The 23,102-nt window shown below is 72.6% G+C and carries 23 protein-coding genes; 10 read left to right on the forward strand and 13 right to left on the reverse strand.

Annotated features, from left to right (window positions below; translation table 11 throughout):
* Positions 1-28: 28 nt before the first annotated feature.
* Together purQ and purS are read right to left on the reverse strand one after the other, a co-directional pair.
* Complete coding sequence (purQ, locus tag Q6349_RS02635; RefSeq protein ID WP_304602731.1) at positions 29-760, reverse strand: phosphoribosylformylglycinamidine synthase subunit PurQ; 732 nt, start codon at positions 758-760, stop codon at positions 29-31.
* Positions 760-1,032, reverse strand: coding sequence for a phosphoribosylformylglycinamidine synthase subunit PurS (gene purS / locus Q6349_RS02640; RefSeq protein WP_171246899.1), 273 nt, complete (start codon positions 1,030-1,032; stop codon positions 760-762). Before purS ends, purQ begins: the two co-directional genes overlap by 1 nt.
* A gap of 233 nt (positions 1,033-1,265) precedes the next feature.
* Here purS and Q6349_RS02645 point away from each other — a divergent pair, with 233 nt between their 5' ends.
* From Q6349_RS02645 to Q6349_RS02655, 3 genes are all read left to right on the forward strand, one after another.
* Positions 1,266-2,093, forward strand: coding sequence for a DUF4190 domain-containing protein (locus Q6349_RS02645; protein WP_304602732.1), 828 nt, complete (start codon positions 1,266-1,268; stop codon positions 2,091-2,093).
* 175 nt (positions 2,094-2,268) lie between these two features.
* Positions 2,269-3,936: a collagen binding domain-containing protein gene (locus Q6349_RS02650; protein ID WP_304602733.1), complete on the forward strand. Its 1,668-nt coding sequence runs from the start codon at positions 2,269-2,271 to the stop codon at positions 3,934-3,936.
* A 141-nt stretch (positions 3,937-4,077) separates the two neighbouring features.
* Complete coding sequence (locus Q6349_RS02655; RefSeq protein ID WP_304602734.1) at positions 4,078-4,815, forward strand: Crp/Fnr family transcriptional regulator; 738 nt, start codon at positions 4,078-4,080, stop codon at positions 4,813-4,815.
* On the opposite strand, the gene Q6349_RS02660 is transcribed toward Q6349_RS02655, so the two are convergent.
* A complete protein-coding gene (locus Q6349_RS02660) occupies positions 4,793-5,767 on the reverse strand; it encodes a phosphoribosylaminoimidazolesuccinocarboxamide synthase (RefSeq protein ID WP_304602735.1) in 975 nt (324 codons plus the stop codon). The two genes, Q6349_RS02655 and Q6349_RS02660, sit on opposite strands and share 23 nt — an antisense overlap.
* The gene (purD, locus tag Q6349_RS02665) at positions 5,764-7,056 is read right to left on the reverse strand and encodes a phosphoribosylamine--glycine ligase (RefSeq protein ID WP_304602736.1); all 1,293 of its coding nucleotides are present in this window, start codon (positions 7,054-7,056) and stop codon (positions 5,764-5,766) included. Before purD ends, Q6349_RS02660 begins: the two co-directional genes overlap by 4 nt.
* 229 nt (positions 7,057-7,285) lie before the next feature.
* Here purD and Q6349_RS02670 point away from each other — a divergent pair, with 229 nt between their 5' ends.
* Positions 7,286-8,650 carry an FAD-binding oxidoreductase gene (locus Q6349_RS02670; RefSeq protein ID WP_304602737.1) on the forward strand — a complete coding sequence of 455 codons (1,365 nt, stop codon included), beginning with the start codon at positions 7,286-7,288 and terminating at the stop codon, positions 8,648-8,650.
* Positions 8,651-8,675: 25 nt separating this feature from the next.
* On the opposite strand, the gene Q6349_RS02675 is transcribed toward Q6349_RS02670, so the two are convergent.
* The 3 genes from Q6349_RS02675 to Q6349_RS02685 all read right to left on the reverse strand — a co-directional run bounded on the left by Q6349_RS02675 (position 8,676) and on the right by Q6349_RS02685 (position 11,150).
* On the reverse strand, positions 8,676-9,383 hold the full coding sequence (locus tag Q6349_RS02675) for a transporter substrate-binding domain-containing protein (protein WP_304602738.1): 708 nt from the start codon (positions 9,381-9,383) through the stop codon (positions 8,676-8,678).
* On the reverse strand, positions 9,380-10,675 hold the full coding sequence (locus Q6349_RS02680) for an adenylosuccinate synthase (RefSeq protein WP_304602739.1): 1,296 nt from the start codon (positions 10,673-10,675) through the stop codon (positions 9,380-9,382). Before Q6349_RS02680 ends, Q6349_RS02675 begins: the two co-directional genes overlap by 4 nt.
* A gap of 97 nt (positions 10,676-10,772) precedes the next feature.
* The gene (locus tag Q6349_RS02685) at positions 10,773-11,150 is read right to left on the reverse strand and encodes an STAS domain-containing protein (RefSeq protein WP_304602740.1); all 378 of its coding nucleotides are present in this window, start codon (positions 11,148-11,150) and stop codon (positions 10,773-10,775) included.
* Positions 11,151-11,250: 100 nt separating this feature from the next.
* On the opposite strand from Q6349_RS02685, the gene Q6349_RS02690 reads away from it, so the two are divergent.
* The gene (locus Q6349_RS02690) at positions 11,251-11,688 is read left to right on the forward strand and encodes a DUF3151 domain-containing protein (RefSeq protein ID WP_304602741.1); all 438 of its coding nucleotides are present in this window, start codon (positions 11,251-11,253) and stop codon (positions 11,686-11,688) included.
* A gap of 43 nt (positions 11,689-11,731) precedes the next feature.
* On the opposite strand, the gene Q6349_RS02695 is transcribed toward Q6349_RS02690, so the two are convergent.
* Positions 11,732-13,927: a SpoIIE family protein phosphatase gene (locus tag Q6349_RS02695; protein ID WP_304602742.1), complete on the reverse strand. Its 2,196-nt coding sequence runs from the start codon at positions 13,925-13,927 to the stop codon at positions 11,732-11,734.
* A gap of 114 nt (positions 13,928-14,041) precedes the next feature.
* Between Q6349_RS02695 and Q6349_RS02700 the strand changes: the two genes are divergently transcribed.
* Complete coding sequence (locus tag Q6349_RS02700) at positions 14,042-14,458, forward strand: STAS domain-containing protein (RefSeq protein ID WP_304602743.1); 417 nt, start codon at positions 14,042-14,044, stop codon at positions 14,456-14,458.
* A 75-nt stretch (positions 14,459-14,533) separates the two neighbouring features.
* On the opposite strand, the gene fbaA is transcribed toward Q6349_RS02700, so the two are convergent.
* From fbaA to Q6349_RS02715, 3 genes are all read right to left on the reverse strand, one after another.
* Positions 14,534-15,553, reverse strand: coding sequence for a class II fructose-bisphosphate aldolase (gene fbaA / locus Q6349_RS02705; RefSeq protein ID WP_171246908.1), 1,020 nt, complete (start codon positions 15,551-15,553; stop codon positions 14,534-14,536).
* 195 nt (positions 15,554-15,748) lie between these two features.
* The gene (locus Q6349_RS02710; RefSeq protein WP_304602744.1) at positions 15,749-16,360 is read right to left on the reverse strand and encodes a TrmH family RNA methyltransferase; all 612 of its coding nucleotides are present in this window, start codon (positions 16,358-16,360) and stop codon (positions 15,749-15,751) included.
* A complete protein-coding gene (locus tag Q6349_RS02715; protein ID WP_304602745.1) occupies positions 16,353-17,324 on the reverse strand; it encodes a DUF368 domain-containing protein in 972 nt (323 codons plus the stop codon). Before Q6349_RS02715 ends, Q6349_RS02710 begins: the two co-directional genes overlap by 8 nt.
* A 30-nt stretch (positions 17,325-17,354) precedes the next feature.
* Between Q6349_RS02715 and Q6349_RS02720 the strand changes: the two genes are divergently transcribed.
* Complete coding sequence (locus tag Q6349_RS02720) at positions 17,355-18,131, forward strand: HAD-IIA family hydrolase (RefSeq protein WP_304602746.1); 777 nt, start codon at positions 17,355-17,357, stop codon at positions 18,129-18,131.
* Positions 18,132-18,239: 108 nt separating this feature from the next.
* Here Q6349_RS02720 and pyrE read toward each other — a convergent pair whose 3' ends face one another.
* On the reverse strand, positions 18,240-18,821 hold the full coding sequence (gene pyrE / locus Q6349_RS02725) for an orotate phosphoribosyltransferase (RefSeq protein WP_171246912.1): 582 nt from the start codon (positions 18,819-18,821) through the stop codon (positions 18,240-18,242).
* 23 nt (positions 18,822-18,844) lie between these two features.
* Entirely contained in the window at positions 18,845-19,618 is a 774-nt protein-coding gene (locus Q6349_RS02730; RefSeq protein WP_171246913.1) for an SDR family oxidoreductase, read from the reverse strand.
* A gap of 31 nt (positions 19,619-19,649) precedes the next feature.
* Here Q6349_RS02730 and Q6349_RS02735 point away from each other — a divergent pair, with 31 nt between their 5' ends.
* The 3 genes from Q6349_RS02735 to Q6349_RS02745 all read left to right on the forward strand — a co-directional run bounded on the left by Q6349_RS02735 (position 19,650) and on the right by Q6349_RS02745 (position 23,089).
* Positions 19,650-20,447 (forward strand): exodeoxyribonuclease III, encoded by a 798-nt coding sequence (locus tag Q6349_RS02735; protein WP_304602747.1) that lies wholly within the window; start codon positions 19,650-19,652, stop codon positions 20,445-20,447.
* Between the two features lie 109 nt (positions 20,448-20,556).
* Complete coding sequence (locus Q6349_RS02740) at positions 20,557-22,389, forward strand: ribonucleoside triphosphate reductase (RefSeq protein WP_369810794.1); 1,833 nt, start codon at positions 20,557-20,559, stop codon at positions 22,387-22,389.
* Entirely contained in the window at positions 22,379-23,089 is a 711-nt protein-coding gene (locus tag Q6349_RS02745) for an anaerobic ribonucleoside-triphosphate reductase activating protein (protein ID WP_171246916.1), read from the forward strand. Before Q6349_RS02740 ends, Q6349_RS02745 begins: the two co-directional genes overlap by 11 nt.
* Positions 23,090-23,102: the final 13 nt, after the last annotated feature.

Here is a 23,102-nt window from a genome sequence, read left to right on the forward strand (position 1 = left end):
CGCCGTCGAGGCGGACGGGCCGTCGGGATCACGCGTGGACGAGCGAGGCCAGGACCGAGGTGAAGAAGCCCAGGCCGTCGGTGCCGGAGCGCGGCCCGTCCGGACCGTCGGGGCCGAACCCCGCCTCGACCGCGTGCTCCGGGTGCGGCATGAGCCCCACGACGTTCCCCGCGGCGTTGGTGATGCCCGCGATGTCACGGCGGGAGCCGTTCGGGTTCCAGCCGACGTAGCGGAAGGCGACGCGGCCCTCCCCCTCGAGCTCGTCGAGGGTGCGCTCGTCGGCGACGAACTGGCCGTCCTGGTTCTTCAGCGGGATCGTGATGTGCTGCCCCGCCTCGTACCGGTGGGTCCACGCGGTGTCCGCGTTCTCCACGGCGAGCACCTGCTCGCGGCAGACGAAGTGCAGGTGCTCGTTCTTGATCATCGAGCCGGGCAGCAGGTGGGCCTCGGTGAGGATCTGGAAGCCGTTGCAGATGCCCAGCACCGGCATGCCGCCCTTCGCGGCGTCCACGAGCGCGTCCATGGCCGGGGCGAAGCGGCTGATCGCGCCCGCCCGCAGGTAGTCCCCGTAGGAGAACCCCCCGGGCAGGACGACGGCGTCGACCCCCTGCAGGTCGCCGTCGGCGTGGAACAGCGAGACCGGCTCGCCGCCGGCGAGGCGCACGGCGCGGGCCGCGTCGCGGTCGTCCAGGGTGCCGGGGAACGTGATGACGCCGATGCGTGCCTCGTCAAGCGTCGTGTCGACGGTGCCCGCGCTCATCAGGCCGACACCTCGGCCGCCTCGGCGGAGGCGTCCGCGACCCGGACGACGTCCTCGATGACCGGGTTCGACAGCAGCGTCTCGGCTGCTTCGCGCGCGGCGGCGAGCACCTCAGGCGTGACGTCGCCCTCGACCTCGAGCTCGAACCGCTTGCCCTGTCGGGCACCGGTGAACTGGGTGAAGCCGAGGCGCGGCAGCGCCCCGACGACGGCCTTGCCCTGGGGGTCCAGGATCTCGGGCTTGGGCATGACCTCGACGACGACGCGTCCCACGGCGGGCTCCTCAGGCGCTCGGCTGGGCCGCCGCTCCGGGATCCCGGCACGCAGCACGGCGGCAGGTGACGGGCGGGAGCACGGCGGCAGGATTCCGGGCGTCAGTCTACCCGTCGAGCGGAGCCGCGGGCCCCGGCCGGCCACGGACCCCGGACCATCGTCCGGTCGGGTGCAGACAGGGGTGGTCGTCCCCCGCTACCGTCCAGGTCATCCACAGCCAAAAGGGAGAAACCGTGACCAACCCGCCGCAGGACCCGTACGCACCCCCGACCACCACCGCAGCGGACGCGTCCGCGCCGCCGACCGAGAGCGAGCCGTCCACGCCGGACGCACCGACGACCGTGCTGCCGGACACCGCCGACGTGCCCGCTCAGCCGTACGGGGTACCGCCGACCCGCCCCGGGACGGACGGGCTGGCGATCGCCGCGCTGGTGACCGGGATCCTGCAGATGACGATCATCCCGCTCGGCCTCGGCATCGCCGCGCTGGTCCGCATCAGGAAGTCCGGCAGGTCCGGCAAGGGGTTCGCGATCGCCGGCATCGTTCTCGGCGCGCTGTCCACCGTCGCGTGGGCCGCGATCATCCTGCTGTTCTCCGCCCTCTTCACGAACGACGACTTCCAGGAGGCCTTCGTGGAGGGCTTCGAGGAGGGCTACGAGGAGTCGACCGGCACGGACCTCGGGCTCGAGGACTCCGCCGGCACGGACCCGGGACTCGCCGAGGCGTCGAGCACGGAGATCACCGTCGGCGACTGCTTCGAGGACCCCCCGCTCGAGGCCGTCGACTGCACGTCCCCGCACCACTCCGAGGTGTTCGGCGTCCAGGAGCTGGCCGGCGAGGAGTTCCCCGGTGAGCAGCAGGTGATCAAGGAGACCGAGGAGTTCTGCCTGAGCGCCTTCACCGAGTACGTCGGCACCGACTACATCGACTCCAGCCTCGACTTCTTCTACTACTACCCGACCGAGGAGATGTGGACGTCCGGGGACCGCGAGGTCTTCTGCGAGGCCGTGACGATGGACGGCAGCCCGCTCGAGGGGACGGTCGCCGGCTCCGGGATCTGAGCTCCTGGCGCCTCCTCGTCGAACCGGCCGAATTCACCCGGCGCTGTGCGTCACCTGACGCAGAAGGCGTCGGCCCTCCGGGAGAACGGTGGATCCGGACGATCTCCGCCGACGGCGGACGCCCTCCGGCCCGTCTCCCGCGGGCCGGTCGGACTCGACGAGGAGGCACCGACCCATGTCAGACAACAGCACGACGCCGACCGCGACGCGTCGGAGGTCACGGCGGCGGCTAGCCCTGTTCAGCGCTCTCGGGCTCGCCGTCCCGCTCCTGCTCGCGCAGGCCGTCCCCGCCCTCGCCGCCCATGACCTCGCGTCCCTGCCCGGCAGCGACTTCGAGATCGACGTCGACGCCAACCTCACGGTCGACGACGGCGGGGACTGGATGGACTGGGAGAGCGTCGACGCCGCCGTCGGCACCGACGCGGAGACCGGCAAGAACGACGACTCGTTCGCCGGGGGGTCCAAGGAGGACGACGTCTGTCCGGGCACCACCACGGGCAGCATCCCGAACAACAAGAGCGACCTGCTGAACTTCGGGGTCTACGAGGAGGAGGGCGACCCCGGATTCCTGCACCTGTTCTGGACCCGCGTCCAGGAACCGAACGGCACCACCCTGATGGACTTCGAGCTCAACCAGTCCGGCACGGACTGTGGCAACGGGGTCAACAAGGAACGGACCGAGGGTGACCTGCTGCTCGAGTACGCCATCGACCAGGGCGGCGCGAGGGCCGAGATCACCGCCCGCCTCTGGGACGCAACCGCGAACGAGTGGGGCCCGGCCGACGTCCTCCCGGAGAACATCGCGACGGGAACCATCAACGACAGCGCGATCGCTGACGGGGACGCCATGGTCGGGGACGGCACCGATCTGGGTTCGCTGAGCCCGCGGACGTTCGGTGAGGCGAGCATCGACCTCGACTACCTGTTCGACTCCGGAGAGTGCCTGTCCTTCGGCAGCGCGTTCCTCAAGTCGCGGTCCTCGGACTCGTTCACGTCACAGCTCAAGGACTACATCGAGCCCGTCGACGTGAACATCTCCAACTGCGGGAAGCTCACCGTCGAGAAGGTCACCGACCCCAGCGGGGTGTCCGAGACCTTCGACTTCACCACCACGGGCGGTCTCACCCCGAGCACCTTCACACTGGGTGACGGGGAGTCCCAGGGCTACACCGACGTGTTCGCGGGCACCTACACGGTGACCGAGGCCGCGGACGCACCCGGACAGCTCGATCTCATCGAGTGCGACAGCGGCGACTGGAGCGTGGCCGACCGGACGGTGACCGTCAACCTGGCGGCGGACGACGACATCACCTGTACGTTCTACAACAGCCTGTTCGGTTCGATCCTCGTGGAGAAGGTCGACGACAACGGTGATCCGCTCGCCGGGGCGGAGTTCACCGCCACGCCGGGCGACATCGTGCTCACCGAGGAGAGCACCGGGGTGTTCTGCGCCGACGTGCCGTACGGCGACTACACGGTCACGGAGACCGTGGTGCCGGACGACTACGTGGGTCAGGACCCGCAGGACGTCACGGTCGACTCGTCCGAGACGTGCGCCGACCGCATCGCCGCCGGCGACGACCCGGACCTGACGTTCACCAACGAGCAGCTCCACCGCGTCGTGGTGCTGGTCTGCCACCAGGCGGACGACGAGCTCGTCGTCGGCACCGTGGCTCTCGGCGAGGGTGAGTCGCAGGACACGGTCGCACCGAGCGACATCACGCCGCTCACGGACGTCGACCCCGACGCGGAGGAGAAGCTGTGCAACCTGCCCGGGTTCTCCGACCTCGAACACGGGGAGGTGGGCCTGACCGTCAACATCCCTGGCCACACGGCCGAGTAGTCCCCTGAGCACGGCGGGCGCACGCACCAAGCGTGCGCCCGCCGTGCCGTGCCCCGGGTACGTCGTCGGCCCGGCAAGCACGCCGCACCGCCCGGGCCTACGCTGGCACGAGGGGGACCTTGCTGCGGCAGGGCCGACACGATGGCAACCGCGCGCACAGAGCCGGCGTTCGATCCGGCGTCGTTCATCGGGCTGATCGACGAGCCCGATCGCTCCCACCTGCTGGCGGCCGGGCACCGCACGAAGGTCCCCACCCGGACCACGCTCACCACCCAGGGCACCACGCCGTCGTCGCTCGGCGTGCTCCTCTCGGGCACCGCCGAGGCGGTGCGGGTCGACCCGGGCGGCCACGAGACCCGCGTGCTGTCCTACGGCCCCGGCGACGCGGTCTGCCTCCCCGAGGTCTGCGCGGCCGTCCCGGCGCTGTCGAGCGTACGCACGTCCGCGCCGGCCGAGGTGCTCGCCGTCCCCGCGCGGGCCTTCCGGCAGCTCGTCACGACACCCGCGGTCTCGGAGGCCGCGGTCTCGACCCTGGCCGCCCTCGCCTACACGCTGGAGGAGCACCGGCTGCACGGGTCCTACGGCAACGTCCGGTCCCTCGTGTGCCACTGGGTGCTCCAGCTGGCGGCACGGTCCGGCGTGCCGCAGCCCGACGGCTCGGTCGTCGTCCGGTGCACGCAGGCCGAGCTGGCGTCCTGGGCGGGGATCTCCCGCGAGGCGCTGGTCCGTCACCTGCGCGTGATGCGCCTGGACGGGCTGGTCGCCACGAGCCGCGGGTACCTGACGATCCACGACCCGGAGGGGTTGCGCGCGGCGGCCGACGACGGCGGACCGTCGACGGCGTCGCCGAACGGTGTCAGTCGAGGCGAGAACCCGTGAGCCGTTCGTACGCCTCGAGGTAGCGGTCGCGGGTCCGGCGCACGACGTCCGCCGGCAGCGCGGGCGGCGGGGCGTCCCCGGCACGGTCCCACCCGGAGGCCGGCGACGTGAGCCAGTCGCGGACGAACTGCTTGTCGAAGCTCGCCTGGGCCCGGCCCGGTGCCCAGTCGTCGGCCGGCCAGAACCGCGAGGAGTCCGGGGTCAGCACCTCGTCACCGAGCACGATCGGCCCGGTCGGGTGATCGGACCCGTCGGGCACCCGGCCGAACTCGAGCTTGGTGTCCGCGAGGACGACGCCCCGGTCCCGGGCGATCGCCTCGGCACGGGCGTAGACGGCGAGGGTCAGCTCGCGCAGCCGGGCGGCGTCGTCCGCCCCGATCCGCCGCGCCACCTCGGCGAAGCTGACGTTCTCGTCGTGCTCGCCCACCTCGGCCTTGGTCGCCGGGGTGAAGATCGGTTCCGGCAGGCGCGAGCCGTCGACGAGCCCGGCGGGCAGCGGGATACCGGTGACCTCGCCGGTGCTGCGGTACTCGGCGAGCCCGGAGCCGGTGAGGTAGCCGCGCGCCACGCACTCGACGGGGAACATGTCCAGGCGGCGACAGACCATCGCCCGGCCCGCGACGACGTCGGGGACGAGACCGTCACCCGGCTCGGCGCTGGCCTCGACCGAGACGACGTGGTTGTCGACGAGGTCGGCGAGCTGGTCGAACCACCACAGGCTGAGCTGGGTGAGGACCACACCCTTGTCGGGGATCCCCGGCGTGAGCACGTGGTCGTAGGCCGACACCCGGTCCGAGGCCACGACGAGCACGACGTCGCCCAGCGGGTGGACGCCGCCGAGCGCCGGCAGGTCCGGCAGGTACAGGTCGCGGACCTTGCCGGAGTAGGCGTGCCGCCACCCGGGCAGGTCGAGAGGGCCGCCGGCGAAGGCCTCGGGCGTCTCGGTCGTCACGGCACCTGCACCTCGCCCCGCTCGGCGGCCAGCGCGATGTCCGTGCGGTGGTGGGAGTCCGCGAGGTGGATCTCGGCGACGCTGGCGTAGGCCGCGGCCCGGGCCGCGGCGAGGTCGGCGCCCCGGCCGACCACGGACAGCACCCGGCCGCCGGCGGAGACGAGCGTGCCGTCCTCGGCCGTCGCGGTGCCGGCGTGCAGGACGTGCACACCCGGCAGGGCCTCGGCCGCCTCGATGCCGGTGATCGCATCGCCTCGTCGCGGGGACTCCGGGTAGCCGGTCGCCGCGACGACGACGTTGACCACGGCCTCGGGCGACCAGTGCAGCGGTGCGTGCTGCTCGAGCTCTCCGCGGGCCGCGGCCAGCAGCACGGACGACAACGGGGTCGTCAGGCGGGTCAGGACCGCCTGGATCTCCGGGTCACCGAACCGGGCGTTGAACTCCACCACCCGGGCGCCGCGGGAGGTCAGCGCGAGGCCGACGTAGAGCACGCCGACGAACGGGGTGCCGCGGTGCGCCATCTCGTCGATCGTCGGCTGCGCGATCCGGTCGACGACCTCGGCGACGAGGCCGGACGGCGCCCAGTCCAGCGGGGTGTAGGCACCCATGCCTCCCGTGTTCGGCCCCTCGCCGCCGTCGAACACCCGCTTGAAGTCCTGGGCGGGGACCATCGGGACGACCGAGGCGCCGTCGCACAGGCAGAAGAGCGAGACCTCGGGGCCGTCCAGGTACTCCTCGACGACGACCCGCCCCCCGGGTCGGGCACCGAGGGCCGCCTCCGCGTGCGCCAGCGCCTCCTCGCGGTCGGAGGTGACCACGACCCCCTTGCCGGCCGCCAGGCCGTCGTCCTTGACCACGTGCGGGGCGCCGAACGCGTCCAGGGCGGCGGCGACCTCGTCGCGGGTGGTGCACACGTGGGCCATCGCGGTGGGCACGTTCGCCGCCGCCATGACCTCCTTCGCGAACGACTTCGACCCCTCGAGCCGGGCCGCCTCGGCGGAGGGCCCGAAGACCGGGACACCCGCGTCCCGGACCGCGTCCGCCACCCCGGCGACCAGCGGCGCCTCGGGGCCCACGACGACGAGGTCGGCACCGAGGTCGGTGGCCAGCGCGGCGACCGCGCCGCCGTCGACGGCGTCGACGGGGTGCAGGGTGGCCTCGCGGGCCATCCCCGGGTTCCCGGGGGCCGCGTGCAGCTCGTGCGGCTCGCCCCCGAGGGCGTCTTCCGCGGCGAGGGCATGGAGGATGGCGTGCTCGCGAGCACCGTTCCCGACGACGAGGATCTTCACGGGATCTCAGTGTAGGTGGACGGGCCGGACCCCAGGGGGCCGTCCACGGGACGGCCGGTCCGCGCGCGAGCGACCGGAGAGGTGCCTAGCGTGGTCTGAGGTCGCCGACGCCCTCCACGCCGCCCCCAGGGCGCGCTGCCGACGATCGGACGGTCAGCCCGAGCTCTCCGCCACGCCACCCCTGGATTCCTCGCGTCGAGGGCACGACGGACCCGAGTCAGGAGCGGTCATGACCATCACGGATCTGCAGGGTGTCGCCGGCACGGTGGTGCTGCCGGACGACCCGGCGTACGAGGACGCACGCCACGTCTACAACTTCATGGTGGACAAGCACCCGGAGGCCGTCGTCCGGTGTGCGAACGCCGACGACGTCGCCGCCGTGGTGAACTACGCCCGCACGTCGGGCAAGCCCATCGCGGTGCGCGGCGGGGGGCACAGCGTCCCCGGGTTCGGGACGGCCGACGACGCCGTGGTCGCCGACCTGTCCGCGATCAACCACGTCGAGGTCGATCCCGAGCGTCGCATCGCCCGAGTGGGCGGCGGAGCCACCTGGGGCATGTTCAACGAGGCGGCCGGTGCGCACGGGCTCGCCACGACGGGCGGGATCATCTCCACCACCGGCGTGGGCGGACTGACCCTCGGCGGCGGCATCGGCTACCTGACCCGCGCCCACGCCCTGAGCTGCGACAACGTGAACAGCGTGCAGATCGTGCTGGCTGACGGACGCCAGGTCACGGCCAGCCCGACCCAGGAGCCGGACCTGTGCTGGGCGCTCCGCGGCGGCGGGGGCAACTTCGGCGTGGTGACCGAGTTCGAGTTCGAGCTGCACCCGGTCGGCGACATCTACGGCGGCCCCCTGTTCTTCGAGCTCTCGGACGCCGAGGCCGTCCTGCGGTGGTACCGCGAGTTCGAGGCGGACGCACCCCGCGCCTGGGGCGGGTTCCCGGCCTGGCAGATCGCTCCCCCGCTGCCCTTCGTTCCGGAGGACCGGGTGGGCGAGCCGTTCCTCGCGCTCGTCTCCTGCTTCAACGGCCCCGAGGCGGAGGGCGCGAGGCTGCTGGAGGGGGTGCGGGACGTGGCGACGCCGGTGGCCGAGCACGTGGGCGTCATGCCGTACCCGGCGCTCAACAGCGCCTTCGACGGCCTGGTCCCGCGGGGCCTGCAGCACTACTGGAAGGCGGCGTTCGTGACGGAGCTGACCGACGAGGCCATCGCCGCCCACCTCGAGCACGGCCCGAAGGTGCCCGTCGTGAACTCGACGATGCACCTCTACCCGATCGACGGCGCCGCTCACGACGTGCCCAAGAAGTCGACCGCGTGGGGTCACCGCGACGCCCGCTTCGCCTGCGTCATCGCGGGGATGTGGCCCGACCCGGCCGACAACGAGCGGTGCATCGCCTGGGTCAAGGACTACTACGCGGCGATCGCCCCGCACTCCCAGCAGGGCGGCTACACGAACTTCGCCTCCCCCGACGACGCCGACAAGGTGCGGGAGAACTTCGGCGGCAGCTTCGACAAGCTGCGCCGGGTGAAGCAGGAGTACGACCCGGAGAACCTGTTCCGGATCAACCAGAACATCCCCCCGGCGGGGTGAGCCTCGCCGGACCCGAGCGGCCCGGTCAGGACGGCACGGTCGCGTCCTGACCGGACGCCGCGAGGGAGTCGGCCACGAACCCGGTCCGCACCAGGTCGGCGACCGCGTCCCGCAGCCAGGACACGGCGTCCGGGGACCGGTCGCGCCCGGTGGCCACGGCCTGTCGGATCTCGGTGAACCGCGGCTCCAGCACCCGCACGTCGCCGCGATCCTCGGCCCAGCGGGTCACGGGCTGGCGGATCCCGGCGGCGACGTCGAGACCCTCCGCCTCGAACACGGCCGTCCCCTCCGCGCCCCGGACGAGCTGGGCGTGCCGCAGCGTCCGCGTCAGGGACAGGTCGTAGGCCGACCCCTCCTTGACCCCGATCCGCACCCCGGGGGCGTCGACGTCGGCGGCAGACCTGAGCGGCGAGGACGCGGGGACGGCGAAGACGCCCTCGATGAGGACGTACGGGTCGGTGAACGCCACGTGCTCGGCGCGCTGCGGCTCGGCCGCGAGGAACCCGACGTCGGCCTGGCCGTCCCGGACGGCGGCGAACGCGTCCCGGGCGGCGTCGACGCAGGACAGCTCGATGAACGTGCCGAGGTGGTCGGCCAGGGCACGGGCCAGGTCGACGGTGACGCCGGTGGGCGCCGACGCCGTGCCCTGGGCGAGCACCGGGTTGCCGAGGTTGATCACGGCGCGCAGCGCCCCCGTGGGGGCGAGCACGGCGGCCTCCGCGACGCGGCTCATGCCCGCGCGTGGATCAGGTCGTGGATGGGGATGATCTCGTCACGCCGCGGCCCGACCCCGACGGCGGAGATCCGGCAGCCCGACATCTTCTCGAGCGCCCGCACGTACGCCTGGGCGTTGGTCGGCAGCTCGTCGAAGGACCGGCACTGCGAGATGTCCTCCCACCAGCCGGGCAGTTCCTCGTAGATCGGCGTCGCGTGGTGGAACGCCGACTGGTCGTCCGGCATCTCGTCGTAGCGGGTGCCGTCGACGTCGTAGGCCACGCAGACCGGGATCTTCTCGATGCCGGTCAGCACGTCGAGCTTGGTCACGACGAGGTCGGTGAGTCCGTTGACGCGTGCCGCGTACCGGGCGATGACCGCGTCGTACCAGCCGCAGCGCCGGGCGCGTCCGGTGGTCACGCCGTACTCCCCGCCGGTCTTGAGCAGGTACTCGCCGTTCGCGTCGAACAGCTCGGTGGGGAACGGTCCCTCCCCCACGCGGGTGGTGTACGCCTTGATGACGCCGATGATCGAGTCGATCCGGGTCGGCCCGACGCCGGACCCCGTGACGGCGCCGCCGGCCGTCGCGTTCGACGACGTCACGAACGGGTAGGTGCCGTGGTCGACGTCGAGCATGGTCGCCTGGCCGCCCTCGAAGAGGACGTTGTGACCGGCGTCCAGGGCCTGGTTCAGCGCGAGCCCGGTGTCGGCGACCATCGGCCGCAGCCGTTCGGCGTGCCCGAGCAGCTCCTCGACGACCTCGTCGACGTCGACGGCGCGACGGTTGTAGACCTTCACCAGCAGGTGGTTCTTCTGGTCGAGCGCGCCCTCGACCTTCTCGCGCAGGATCTTCGGGTCGAACAGGTCGGCGACCCGGATGCCCACGCGGTTGATCTTGTCGGCGTAGGCCGGGCCGATGCCCCGCCCGGTGGTGCCGATGCGCCGCTTGCCGAGGAACCGCTCGGTGACCTTGTCCACCGTGCGGTGGTACGAGGCGATGACGTGCGCACCGGAGGACACCATCAGCTTGGAGGTGTCGACGCCGCGGGCCTCGAGCGCGTCCAGCTCCTCGAAGAGGACGTCGATGTCCACCACGACGCCGTTGGCGATGACCGGGGTGACACCGGGGGACAGGATGCCCGAGGGCAGGAGGTGCAGGGCGTACTTCTCGTCGCCGATCACCACCGTGTGCCCGGCGTTGTTGCCCCCGTTGAACTTGACCACGTAGTCGACGCGGTCACCGAGGAGGTCCGTCGCCTTCCCCTTGCCCTCATCGCCCCACTGGGCGCCGACGAGCACCACGGCTGGCATGGATCAACTCTCCTCGTTCGTCGATGAGACCCGGAGGATCCCGCCGGGCCTCGCCAGAGTTTACCCGGCCATGACCTGGTGTCCCAGACAGCGCGCCCTAGGCGGGTCGGGGACGCTGCGGCAGCTCGACCGACGCGCCACCCGTGGCCGTGTCGGACTGCTCGCAGTGGTGGTCGGTGTCGATCCGGAAGAGGTCGAGCGCGCCGCACACCTCGAGCACGAAGAGGTCGCGGTCGTCGGCGCCGCGCAGGACCGTGGCCCCGCCGCGCCTGCGGCCCGCGTCGGCGAGCGAGATGAGGAACGCCGCGCCGGTGGAGTCCATGAAGGTCACCCGGCACATGTCGATCACCAGCAGCTGGCGGCGGAGGCCGACGACGCGCGCCGCGATCTCGGGGAACTGGTCCCGTTCGGCGAGGTCGAGGTCGCCGGCGATCACGAGCGTCGTCGTCGTGGAGGACGTCGCGATCTCGATCATGTGCGCGAGCCTACCGTCGCACCCCGGAGTTCCGCGCCTCGGGACGGCGAGGGCCGCGTCCGCGTGGCAGGCCCGCGGGCCGCCCTGGGAGGATGACGCCATGAACCCTCTCACCGACAACCTGCTGTCCGGACCCGACCCGACGCTCCTGCCCGACGACCACGCGGCGGTGCGGGAGGCCCTGGAGACCGGTGAGGACCCGGCGGTCCTGGCGGCGGCGCACCCGGCGGCCAGCACGGCCTGGGCCGTCCTGGCCGAGCAGACCCTCGCGGGCGGCGACGACGTCACCCGCTCCGTGACGGCCTACGCCTACGCACGGACCGGCTACCACCGGGGCCTGGACGCCCTGCGCCGGGCGGGGTGGCGCGGCCAGGGACCGGTGCCGGTCGACCACACCCCGAACCAGGGGTTCCTGCGGGCCCTGCTGGCGCTGTCGGAGGCCGCCGCGCGGATCGGCGAGACGGACGAGGCGGAGCGCTGCGCGCAGCTCCTGACGGACTCCGGGGTCGCGGCCGCCGACGTCCGCGCGCTGCGCTGACCCCGTCCCGGCCCAGCCGCCCGGCGCGCCGGCGCCGGGCCGGCTACGCGGGTCCTGACCCGCTGGTCAGGTCGGGGCGCAGCTTGGCCCAGACCAGCTTGCCCGACGCGCTGGGCCGCCATCCCCAGTCCGCCAGGCGTTCGACGATCTGCATGCCGAACCCGCCGAGCCGGTTCGGGTGCCCGTCCGTGGCGACCGGTGGCGCCGGGTTGGAGTCCTCGACCTCGATGCGCAGGCCGTCCCCCGTGTCGAACAGCCGGAGCGCGATGTTGCCCCAGCCGTGCAGCACGCCGTTGGCGACCAGCTCGCTCACGACGAGCTCGGCCGCCGCGGACTCCGCCAGCCCCCACGCCTGCGAGGTGCGCAGCACCGCGTGGCGGGCACGGCCGATGGCACCCGGTTCGCTCGGCAGCAGCCAGCGGCGCGAGCGCGGGCTCAGCGCCGTGACCCGCTGGTCGGCCTCCGGGTCGGGGACCCGCACCACGACGATCGCGACGTCGTCCTCGGGCGAGTCGGCCAGTCGGGACAGCAGCTCCTCCCCGACCCCCGCGGCGTCGCGGGCCGTGATGCGCCCGGACATCTCCGTCAGCGTCTCCAGCCCGCGCTTGAGGGACCGGTCGCGGCGCTCGATGAGCCCGTCGGTGTAGAAGACCAGCACGTCCCCGCGCCGCAGGACCTCGTGGCCGGTCTCGCGAGGCTCGTCGCCGAAGCCGACGAGCCTGCCGCCCGCGCCGTTCAGCAGGCGTGTGGTGCCGTCCCGCAGCAGCAGCGGCGGGAGGTGCCCGGCGCGGGTGTACTCCAGGCCCCAGCTGTCGTCCTCGGTCCGGTGCTGCAGCGCGGCGTAGACCATCGACGCCGGCCGCGGCACCCGCATCCCGGCCACGAGCTGGTCGACGCGGTCCAGCACGGTCCCCGGGGTCGTCAGCTCGTACGCGTAGGCGCGCACCACGGACCGCAGCTGACCCATCGCCGCGGCCGCCTCGACGTCGTGCCCGACGACGTCGCCGATCACCAGCCCGACCGTCCCGTCGGTGATCTGGAGGACGTCGTACCAGTCCCCGCCCACCTGCGCGTGCTCGGCGTTCGGCGCGTAGTAGGTCCAGACGTCCAGCCCGGTCACGTCCGCCTGCTCGGGCAGCATGGCGCGCTGCAGGGCCTCGGCGAGCCGGTGCTCGCGCGCGTACAGCCGCGCGTTGTCGATCGCGGTGCCGGCGCGGCGGGCCACGACCTCGACCACGGTGGACACGTGGTCCAGCCCCGGCGCGGGGCCCGGCTCCGGCACGGGTTCGTCCCCGTCCCAGGTGACGAGGAGACCGAGCACACGACGTCGGCCGGCCACCGCGTGCACGACGGCCTCCCGGGGCACCGCGCCCGTCTCGGCGACGACCCGGTGCATCAGGTCCCGCCGCAACCACCCCGCGGCCGAGGACGGGTCGAACCGGCCCTCGAGGCTCAGCCGCACCGGCCCGTCGACGGCGCCGTCGAGCAGCTGCTGCACGTCGTCCACCACGGGCTCGGAAACCTCGGACACGCCCCCCGTGAGGGCGGGTTCGAGCCGGTCGTGGGTCCGGTCCTCGGGGACGTAGCGCGTGTGACGCCGGCCGCGACCCGACGGCGGGGACGCGACGTCGACGCCGTCGGCGAAGAGCAGCCCGTCGTCGTTGACGTAGAACCCCGCCCAGGGCACCAGGGAACGCAGCAGGTCGGCGATGTCCCGCAGTGCGAACGGGTACTCCAGGTCGCCGAGGAGATCGGTGGTCTGCGCGATGAGGTCCAGGTCGGCGCGCTGCCGGCGTTCGACCTCCAGCGACGCCAGCTGCGCCGCCTGCTGGTCGACGTACTCGGAGACGTCGGTCGTGACGCCGATCCAGTACTCGGGGAGCCCGTGGTCGGTCGGCAGCGGGGTGACGTCGACCTGCAGCCACGTGGTGCCGCCGTCGCTGCGACGGGTGCTGACGATCCTCCGCATCGCGCGGCCGGCCTTGAGGTCCTCCTGGGCGGCGGTGCGCTGGGGGTCGTCCTCAACGAGCGCGAGCAGGGAGTTCGGGCCGAGGAGCGCCAGCTCCTCGATGCCGACGCCACCCAGCTCCTCGAACGCCCGGTTGACCCAGAGCACGGGCATGCCGAGGCTCCAGGCACCCGTGACGAAGGCCGGGACGGTCGTGACGGACAGCGCGGCCGCGAGCCGGGAGGCGGGAACGGGGAGAACGTCGGCGGACGAACCGGGCATTTGGTCCATTGCCCCCTCCCTTCTCAAGGTCTCGCGGCCAGGTTGGTGCATCGGGGGGCCATTCAACCGTAGATTGGTGTCCGCCGAGACGTGAGGTGAGCGAAAGCTCGAGGAAGGAGCACCGTGCAGGACGCATCCAATGCGGCGCACCCCCCGGACGACGGGGACGGTGACAAGAACGCGGCGCCCCAGATCGGCGACCCCGCGAGCATCCATGTGATCGTGGGGAGCTCACGCGCTCGCGTGGTCCTCTCGGGCGAGATCGACGCCGACGTCAGCTCCGAGCTGGGCGAGGCCATCTCCGACGCGGAGGCCTCCGGGCTGCCGGTCGAGATCGACGCCCACCACGTGACCTTCATGGACTCCTCCGGCGTGGCCTTCCTGGCGCGCCTCGCCTCGCGCAGCCCGCACACGGTGCGCATCCTGCGCGCACCGCCGACGGTGCGCTTCCTGCTGGAGGTCACACGGATCGGCGAGCTGCTGGAGATCGTCGACGACGACCCCGGCGTCGACCTGGACATCACCTCGGCCCAGCACTGAGCCTGCACGCACCGACGCCCCGCCGCTCCGAGGAGCGGCGGGGCGTCGGTGCGTCGGTGCGTCAGCGGAGGCTGATCACATCTTGTGACCGGCCGAGCGCAGCCACTGGCAGGCCTCGACGATGCGGGCCGCCATGCCGGCCTCGGCCTTCTTGCCCCAGGCGCGCGGGTCGTAGGCCTTCTTGTTGCCGACCTCGCCGTCGATCTTCAGCACGCCGTCGTAGTTGGTGAACATGTGCTCGACGACGGGACGCGTGAACGCGTACTGGGTGTCGGTGTCGATGTTCATCTTGATGACGCCGTTGTCGACCGCCTCGGCGACCTCCTCGGCGGTGGAGCCCGACCCGCCGTGGAACACGAGGTCGAACGGGTTCTCCTTGCCGATCTCGTCACCGACGGCCTTCTGGATCTCGCCGAGGATCGCCGGGCGCAGCTTGACGGCGCCGGGCTTGTAGACGCCGTGCACGTTGCCGAAGGTGAGCGCCGTCAGGTAGCGGCCCTTCTCACCGGCACCGAGCGCCTTGACCGTGGCCAGGCCGTCCGCCGGCGTCGTGTAGAGCTTCTCGTTGATCTCCGCGACGTGGCCGTCCTCCTCGCCGCCGACGACGCCGATCTCGACCTCGAGGAGGGTGCGAGCCGCCTGCGAGAGCTCGAGCAGCTCCTCGGCGATGACGAGGTTCTCCTCCAGCGGGATGTCCGACCCGTCGAACATGTGGGACTGGAAGGTCGGGTTCTTGCCGGCCTTGACCTGCTCGGCCTCGAGCGCGAGGAGCGGGCGCACCCAGGAGTCCAGGTTCTTCTTGACGCAGTGGTCGGTGTGGATCGCGATGTTGACCGGGTAGTTCTTCGCGACCTCGTGCGCGTAGGCGGCCAGCGCCAGCGACCCGGCGACGCGGTCCTTCACCGTCGAGCCCGAGCCGTACTCCGAACCACCCACGGAGACCTGGATGATGCCGTCCGACTCCGCCTCGGCGAAGCCCTGCAGGGCTGCGGTGATGGTCTGGGACGACGTGATGTTGACGGCGGGGTAGGCGAACTTGCCGGCCTTCGCCCGGTCGATCATCTCGGCGTAGACCTCGGGGGTTGCGATAGGCATCTGCGGTACTCCAATGAGGGGACGTACGAGGGACGACGCAGGCGGGCGACGTCCCACCGTCGCTGGTGGCCGGCGAGCACGCAGCCCACATGCATCCGGATTTTCTCACGTCCGACGCATCACCGTCACATGGCGTCGCACAGGATGAGACGGTCGCCCGGGTCATCGGTGGCGCGACGGGACGTCACGGGCGGTTCACAGATGCTGCGACGCCCAGGCGTGCAGGGCGATCGCCGCCGCGGCGCCGGCGTTCAACGACCGTGTCGACCCGTGCTGGGTGATGTGGACGACGACGTCGCACACCGCCTGCGCCTGCGGGGTCAGCCCGTCGGACTCCTGGCCGAGGAGCAGCACGCACCGCGGCGGCAGCTCGCGGCGCTCGAGCGCCACCGAGCCCGGCACGTTGTCCACGCCGACCACGGGCAGGCGTTCGCCGGCCGCCCACGCGGCGAAGGACTCGGCGTCCGGGTGGTGCTGGACGTGCAGGTAGCGGTCGGTGACCATCGCACCGCGCCGGTTCCACCGCCGCCGGCCCACGATGTGCACGCCGGCGACGTTGAAGGCGTTGGAGGTGCGCACCACGGAGCCGATGTTCAGGTCGTGCGCCCAGTTCTCGATCGCGACGTGCAGCTGCCGGTCCGCCGGACGACGTCGGTCCATGTCCGCCACGATCGCCTCGACCGACCAGTAGCGGTACGCGTCGACGACGTTGCGCCGGTCGCCGTGCTCGAGCAGCTCGGGGTCGTAGCGCGGGTCGTCGGGCCAGGGCCCGGCCCACGGACCGACGCCGACGACCCGGTCACTCATCGCCGTCCCGCGTGGACTCCCACCAGAACAGCGCGCCGACCACCGCGGCCCCCGCGAGGGCGAGCAGCAGGGGGCCGACGACGGCGCTCGCGTCGTCCGGGGCCAGCAGCCCGCCGTCGGCGTCCTGCCACGGCCACAGGGCCCGCAGCGAGCCGATCATGAGCCCGGCGAGCACCGCCATCGTGCCCTGCCGCCGGTGCTCGAGCAGCCAGTGCAGCAGCTTCACGAACGAGGCCAGGCCGACGGCGGCACCGACGACGAACGCGCCCAGGAAGGCCAGGTCGCGGTTCTCGACGGCCTGCTGGACCGGGATGTACAGCCCGAGGATCACCAGCAGCGTCGACCCCGAGACGCCCGGCAGCACGAGCGCGTTGATCGCGACCGCCGCCGACCCGGCGACGTACCACAGCGAGGGGTCGACGACCTGCGACGGCGGCAGCCCGACGAAGAAGAACCCGACCACGGCGGCACCCAGCAGCAGCACGGCGTCCAGCGGCCGGAACCGGCGGGGCATCATGCTCAGCGGCACGAGCACCGACACCGCGATCATGCCGAAGAACACCGACCGCACCGGGACCGGGTTCTCCTCGAGCAGCGGGGCGATCGTGTTCAGCGAGGCGAGGAGCACCACCACCATGCCGCCCAGCACGGGGGCGAGGAAGCGCCAGTCCACCGCCCGCAGCGCCCGGCCGGCCGGGCGCAGCCCGTGCCCCTGCGCCACGCCCTGGACCAGCTCGCGGCCGGCGTGCACGACCTGGCTCGCCGCGGCCAGCAGCTGGTCGTACAGACCCGTGATGAGCGCGACGGTCCCGCCGGAGATGCCGGGGACGGACTCGGCCATGCCGACCAGCCCGCCGCGGGCCGCCAGGCCCGGGGCGGAGCGCCAGCTCGTGCCGGACGCGGGGGCCGCGTGGCGGCGGACGGCACCGGTGTGGGTGGGAGGATCTGCGTGCTCGTCGGTCACGCTCGAAGCCTACGGGCTACCGTGTCTGCCATGACCGAGCGGAAGATCGAGTGCTGGCTGACCGACATGGACGGCGTCCTCGTGCACGAGGGCGAGGCCATCGACGGCGCGGCGGAGTTCATCGACGCCCTCCGGGAGAAGAAGCGCCGCTTCCTGGTGCTCACGAACAACTCGATCTTCACCCCGCGCGACCTGGCCGCCCGGCTCGCCACGTCGGGGGTCGAGGTGCCGGAGGAGTCCATCTGGACCTCGGCTCTCGCCACCGCCACGTTCCTCGCCGAGCAGGTGCCCGGCGGGTCGGCGTACGTCATCGGCGAGGCGGGGCTGACCACCGCCCTGCACGAGGCGGGGTACACCCTCACCGACACCGAACCCGACTACGTCGTGCTCGGCGAGACCCGCACCTACTCGTTCGAGGCGATCACCAAGGCGGTCCGGCTCATCAAGGGGGGCGCGCGGTTCATCGCCACGAACCCGGACACCACCGGGCCGTCGCCCGAGGGGCCGCTGCCGGCCACCGGTTCCGTGGCGGCGATGATCACGGCCGCCACCGGCCGCTCGCCCTACTACGTGGGCAAGCCGAACCCGATGATGTTCCGCTCGGCCCTCAACCGCATCGAGGCCCACTCGGAGACGACGGCCATGATCGGCGACCGCATGGACACCGACATCGTGGCCGGGATCGAGGCCGGCCTGGAGACGTTCCTGGTGCTGACCGGGACGACCGTGGAGGACGAGGTCGACGAGCACCCGTTCCGCCCGTCCCACGTCGTGGAGTCCGTCGCGGACCTCGTCGACCGCGTCTGACCCGAGGGGCGCCCGCCCCGTCACTCCACCGCCGTCTCCGCTGTGGGCATGAAATCTACGGCCCATGACCGGTGCGGGGCGGCAGATTTCATACCCACAACGCGAGGGTCAGCCGTTCAGGCCGAGGTCCTCGAGGTCGAAGAGGTAGTGGTACGGCACCCCGAGCGCCTCGATCTTCTCCCCGGCCCCGGTGGCGCGGTCGACGATCGTGGCGCAGCCGAGCACCTCGGCACCGGCCCCGCGCAACGCCTCGATCGCGGTGATCGGCGATCCGCCGGTCGTGGTGGTGTCCTCCAGCACGACGACCTTGCGCCCCGTGACGTCCGGCCCCTCGATCTGCCGCTGCATGCCGTGGGCCTTGGCCTCCTTGCGCACGACGAAGGCGTCGAGGTCCTGCCCGCGGGAGGCCGCGGCGTGCAGCAGCGCGTCCGCGATGGGGTCCGCACCGAGGGTCAGTCCCCCGACGGCGTCGACCTCGGCGGTCCCGAGCCCGACCTCCTCGAGGTGGTCCAGCAGGACGTGCCCGACCAGCGGGGCCGCACGGTGGTGCAGGGTGATGCGACGCAGGTCGACGTAGTAGTCGGCCTCCTTGCCGGAGGAGAGCGTCACCTTCCCGTGCACGACGGCGAGGTCCTTGACGAGCTGCAGCAGCTGCTCGCGGGGGGTCGGGGAGAAGTCGGCGGAAGTCACGGGTACCAGGGTACGGGGGCGCGTCAGCGGTAGTGCCCGACGGCGCGCACCGCCCAGCGGGGCATCGCGCGCAGCAGCGCGGCGGCCGCCTTGTAGCGCACCGAGGGCGTGGAGATGACGACGCCGCGGCGCACGTCCGCGAGCGCCTCGGCCGCCACGTCGGCGGCGTGCAGCCAGGCGCCGTCCGGCAGGACCTCCGTGCTCAGGCCGGCACGGTCGTGGAACTCCGTGCGGGTGAAGCCGGGGCAGAGCACGGTCGCGGTGACACCGGTCCCCTTCAGCTCGACGGCCAGCCCCTCGGTGAAGGTCCGTACGTAGGCCTTGGCGGCGGCGTAGCTGCCGCCCGCCGTCAGGGCCGCCACCGAGGCGACGTTGAGCACGGCACCCCGGCCGCGCGGGACCATCTGACCGACGGCGGCGTGGGACAGCACCATGACCGCCCGGACCATGACGTCGACGGCGTCGAGCTCGATGTCCAGGTCCCCGGCGACGAACCGCTGCGCGGGGGCGAAACCGGCGTTGTTGACCAGCAGGCCGACCGGACGGCGGTCGTCCTCCGGGTCCGCGCCGGTCACGGTGAGCCGCTCGGCGACCCGGGTGACGTCGTCGTGGCGCGCCAGGTCCGCCTGGATCACCTCGACGTGGACACCGGCCGCGGCCCGGATCTGTCCGGCGACGCGGTCGAGCCGCTCGCCGTCACGGGCGACGAGGACGAGGTCGTGGCGAGCGGTGGCGAGCTGCCAGGCGATCTCGAGTCCGAGACCGGCGGTCGCACCGGTGACGAGCGCAGTACCCATGACGGCACTCTATGTGTCCTAGGGTGCTCGCGTGCGCATCGCCACGTGGAACGTGAACTCCGTCCGCACGCGGCTGGACCGCGTGCTGGCCTTCCTGGAACGGTCCGGGACGGACGTGCTGGCCGTCCAGGAGACCAAGTGCCGGGACGACCAGTTCCCCCACCGGGCCTTCGAGGAGGCGGGGTACGAGGTGGCGCACACCGGCTACCACCAGTGGAACGGCGTGGCCGTGGTCTCCCGGGTGGGTGTCGAGGACGTGGCGACGTCGTTCCCGCACCAGCCCACGTTCGCCAAGCCCGACGAGGAACCGCGTCTCGAGGCCCGCGCCCTCGGGGCCACCTGCGGCGGCGTGCGGGTCTGGTCGCTGTACGTGCCGCACGGCCGCGCGCTGGACGACCCGCACTACGCCTACAAGCTGGCCTGGCTGGAAGGCCTGCGCACCGACGCCGAGCAGTGGCTGGCGGCGGACCCCGGGGCGCAGCTCGCCCTGCTCGGCGACTGGAACGTCATCCCCCGCGACACCGACGTCTGGGACGTCACGGCGTTCGAGGGCAGGACCCACGTGTCGGCCGCCGAGCGGGCGGCGTTCGAGGCCTTCGGACCTGCGGGGTACACGGAGGTGACGCGCGAGCACCTGCCCGCGCCGCACACGTACACCTACTGGGACTACCAGCAGCTCGCGTTCCCGCGGGACAAGGGGCTGCGCATCGACTTCGCGTACGCCTCGCCGGCGCTGCGCGACCGGGTCACCGGTGCGACGGTCGACCGGGGCGAGCGACGCGGCAAGGGCGCCAGCGACCACGTGCCGGTGATGCTCGACCTGGTCTGAGGCGCCGAGGTGACGGCCGGTCCGGATCGATGTCACGCCGGCCGCCGCGGCGTGTCGGGAGGGCCCCCTCCCTCGCCTCGCTAGGCTCGTGAATGTCTTCACAAGCCTGATGCGAGGAGTCGCCGTGGGTACGCAGATCGATGCCTCCGCCGCCGTGGGCGAGTACGTCGCCCGGGCCGACTGGCGGGTGCACGCCAACGCCAACCAGGGCTACTCCCTCGGTGGCCTCGTCCTGAACGTCGCGGGCAAGACGATCGCGAACTACTGGCTCGACGAGGTGTTCTCCCCCGAGCTGGCCGCCGCGCACCGGCAGGGCGACCTGCACGTCCACGACCTCGACGTGCTCGGCGGCTACTGCGCCGGGTGGTCGCTGCGCCAGCTGCTGTCCGAGGGGTTCGGCGGGGTCGCGGGGGCGGTCGCCTCCTGGCCGCCCCGGCACCTGAGCTCGGCGCTCGGGCAGATCGTCAACTTCTTCGGCACGCTGCAGAACGAGTGGGCGGGGGCCCAGGCCTTCAGCTCCTTCGACACCCTGCTGGCCCCGTACGTCCACGTCGACCGCCTCAGCCAGGCCGAGGTCACCCAGGCCCTGCAGGAGTTCGTCCACAACCTCAACGTGCCGTCCCGCTGGGGCACCCAGACGCCGTTCACCAACCTGACCTTCGACCTCACCTGCCCGCCCGACCTCGCCGACGAGCACCCCGTCGTCGGCGACGACGTCCTCGACGTCACCTACGGCGACCTGCAGGCCGAGTCCGACATGATCAACCGGGCGTTCGTGGCCGTCATGTCCGCCGGGGACGCCGCCGGCCGGGTGTTCACCTTCCCGATCCCGACGTACAACATCACGCCGGACTTCGACTGGGACTCCGAGATCTCCGAGGAGATCTTCGAGATGACCGCGCGGTACGGCACGCCGTACTTCCAGAACTTCATCAGCTCCGACCTGAACCCCGGCGACGTGCGCTCGATGTGCTGCCGCCTCCAGCTCGACCTGCGCGAGCTGCTCGCGCGCGGCAACGGGCTGTTCGGGTCCGGCGAGCAGACCGGCTCGCTCGGCGTGGTCACGATCAACTGCGCCCGGCTCGGGCACGTCCACGGCCCGGACCGCGAGGCGCTGTACGCGGCGCTGGACCGCCTCGTCGACCTCGCCGCCGACGGTCTCGAGGCACGCCGCGAGACGGTCCAGCGGCTCATGGACGGCGGGCTGTACCCCTGGACGCGGCGCTACCTCGGGACGCTCGACGCCCACTTCTCCACCATCGGCGTCAACGGGGTCAACGAGATGATCCGCAACGCCACCGCCGACACCGAGGACATCACCACGCCGGCCGGGCACGCCACGGCCCTCGAGCTGCTCGACCACCTGCGCACGCGCCTCGTCGAGATCCAGGAGCGCACGGGCCACCTGTACAACCTGGAGGCGACCCCTGCCGAGGGCACGACCTACCGGTTCGCCCGCGAGGACCGCGCCCGCTACCCGGGGATCCTGCAGGCCGGGACCCCGGAGCAGCCGTACTACACGAACTCCACCCAGCTCCCGGTCGGCTTCACCGACGACCCGTTCGAGGCACTCGCCCGCCAGGACGAGCTGCAGCGGCGCTACACGGGCGGCACGGTGCTGCACCTCTACCTGGGCGAGCAGATGTCCGGCGCCGAGTCGTGCCGCCTGCTCGTGCGCCGTGCCCTGGAGAACCACCGGCTGCCCTACCTCACGGTGACGCCGACGTTCTCGATCTGCGCCACGCACGGCTACCTCGCGGGCGACGTGCGGTCCTGCCCGACCTGCGGCGCCGGGACCGAGGTGTGGACCCGGGTGATGGGGTACTTCCGCCCCGTGGCGTCCTTCAACACCGGCAAGCAGGGCGAGTACGCCGAGCGCGTGCCGTTCCGGGAGCCCGCGGCCTCCCGGGAGCCCGCGGCGGTGACCGTCGATGTCGCCTGACGCGCCGGCCCGGGCACCGCTGCGCATCGCCGGCTTCGTGCCGTTCTCGACGGTCGACCGGCCCGGTCGTCTGGTCGCCACCGCGTTCACCCAGGGATGCCCGTGGCGGTGCACCTACTGCCACAACCCCTCCCTGATCGACCCCCGGCGGCGGCCCGGTGCGACCTGGTCGGAGGTCCTCGAGCTGCTGCGCAAGCGCCGCAGCCTCCTGGACGGCCTGGTGATCTCCGGCGGTGAACCCACCCTCCAGCCCGGCCTGGCGGACGCCTGCCGCGACGTCCGCGACCTCGGGCTCGAGGTCGGCGTGCACTCCGGCGGCCCCTGGCCGACCCGGCTCGCCCGCGTGCTGCCCCTGGTGGACTGGGTCGGCCTGGACATCAAGGCGGTGCCGGACCGGTACGAGCTCGTCACCGGAGCGGCACCGTCCGGGCGGGCGGCGTGGGAGTCGGCCCGGCTCGTGGTCGAGTCCGGGGTCGACCACGAGATCCGCACCACCGTCGACCCCACCGTGCACACCCGCGAGGACGTCCTGGCGATCGGCGCGCGCCTCACCGCGCTCGGCGTCCGCCGGTGGGTGCTGCAGGAGGCGCGACCGGACGGCGCACGGGCCGGGTGGGTGCGCCGCCTGGACCGCCGACGGCTGTCCGACGTGCTGCGCGAGGACGACCTGCCGGGCGTCGAGCGCCGCGTGGGGGTCTGAACCGCCCGGACCC

It is taken from the genome of Isoptericola sp. 178, assembly GCF_030586525.1.
Taxonomy (GTDB): Bacteria; Actinomycetota; Actinomycetes; order Actinomycetales; family Cellulomonadaceae; genus Isoptericola; species Isoptericola sediminis.

Bases quoted from the DNA above. Each gene is read 5' to 3' on its own strand.
- fbaA (WP_171246908.1), bottom strand. From the start codon at position 15,553: ATGCCTATCGCAACCCCCGAGGTCTACGCCGAGATGATCGACCGGGCG.
- Q6349_RS02675 (WP_304602738.1), bottom strand. From the start codon at position 9,383: ATGAGCCGCGTCGCGGAGGCCGCCGTGCTCGCCCCCACGGGGGCGCTG.
- Q6349_RS02655 (WP_304602734.1), top strand. From the start codon at position 4,078: ATGGCAACCGCGCGCACAGAGCCGGCGTTCGATCCGGCGTCGTTCATC.
- Q6349_RS02720 (WP_304602746.1), top strand. From the start codon at position 17,355: ATGACCGAGCGGAAGATCGAGTGCTGGCTGACCGACATGGACGGCGTC.
- Q6349_RS02695 (WP_304602742.1), bottom strand. From the start codon at position 13,927: ATGGACCAAATGCCCGGTTCGTCCGCCGACGTTCTCCCCGTTCCCGCC.
- Q6349_RS02685 (WP_304602740.1), bottom strand. From the start codon at position 11,150: ATGATCGAGATCGCGACGTCCTCCACGACGACGACGCTCGTGATCGCC.
- Q6349_RS02710 (WP_304602744.1), bottom strand. From the start codon at position 16,360: ATGAGTGACCGGGTCGTCGGCGTCGGTCCGTGGGCCGGGCCCTGGCCC.
- Q6349_RS02745 (WP_171246916.1), top strand. From the start codon at position 22,379: ATGTCGCCTGACGCGCCGGCCCGGGCACCGCTGCGCATCGCCGGCTTC.
- Q6349_RS02670 (WP_304602737.1), top strand. From the start codon at position 7,286: ATGACCATCACGGATCTGCAGGGTGTCGCCGGCACGGTGGTGCTGCCG.
- Q6349_RS02680 (WP_304602739.1), bottom strand. From the start codon at position 10,675: ATGCCAGCCGTGGTGCTCGTCGGCGCCCAGTGGGGCGATGAGGGCAAG.
- purQ (WP_304602731.1), bottom strand. From the start codon at position 760: ATGAGCGCGGGCACCGTCGACACGACGCTTGACGAGGCACGCATCGGC.
- Q6349_RS02730 (WP_171246913.1), bottom strand. From the start codon at position 19,618: ATGGGTACTGCGCTCGTCACCGGTGCGACCGCCGGTCTCGGACTCGAG.
- Q6349_RS02740 (WP_369810794.1), top strand. From the start codon at position 20,557: ATGCGAGGAGTCGCCGTGGGTACGCAGATCGATGCCTCCGCCGCCGTG.
- Q6349_RS02690 (WP_304602741.1), top strand. From the start codon at position 11,251: ATGAACCCTCTCACCGACAACCTGCTGTCCGGACCCGACCCGACGCTC.
- Q6349_RS02650 (WP_304602733.1), top strand. From the start codon at position 2,269: ATGTCAGACAACAGCACGACGCCGACCGCGACGCGTCGGAGGTCACGG.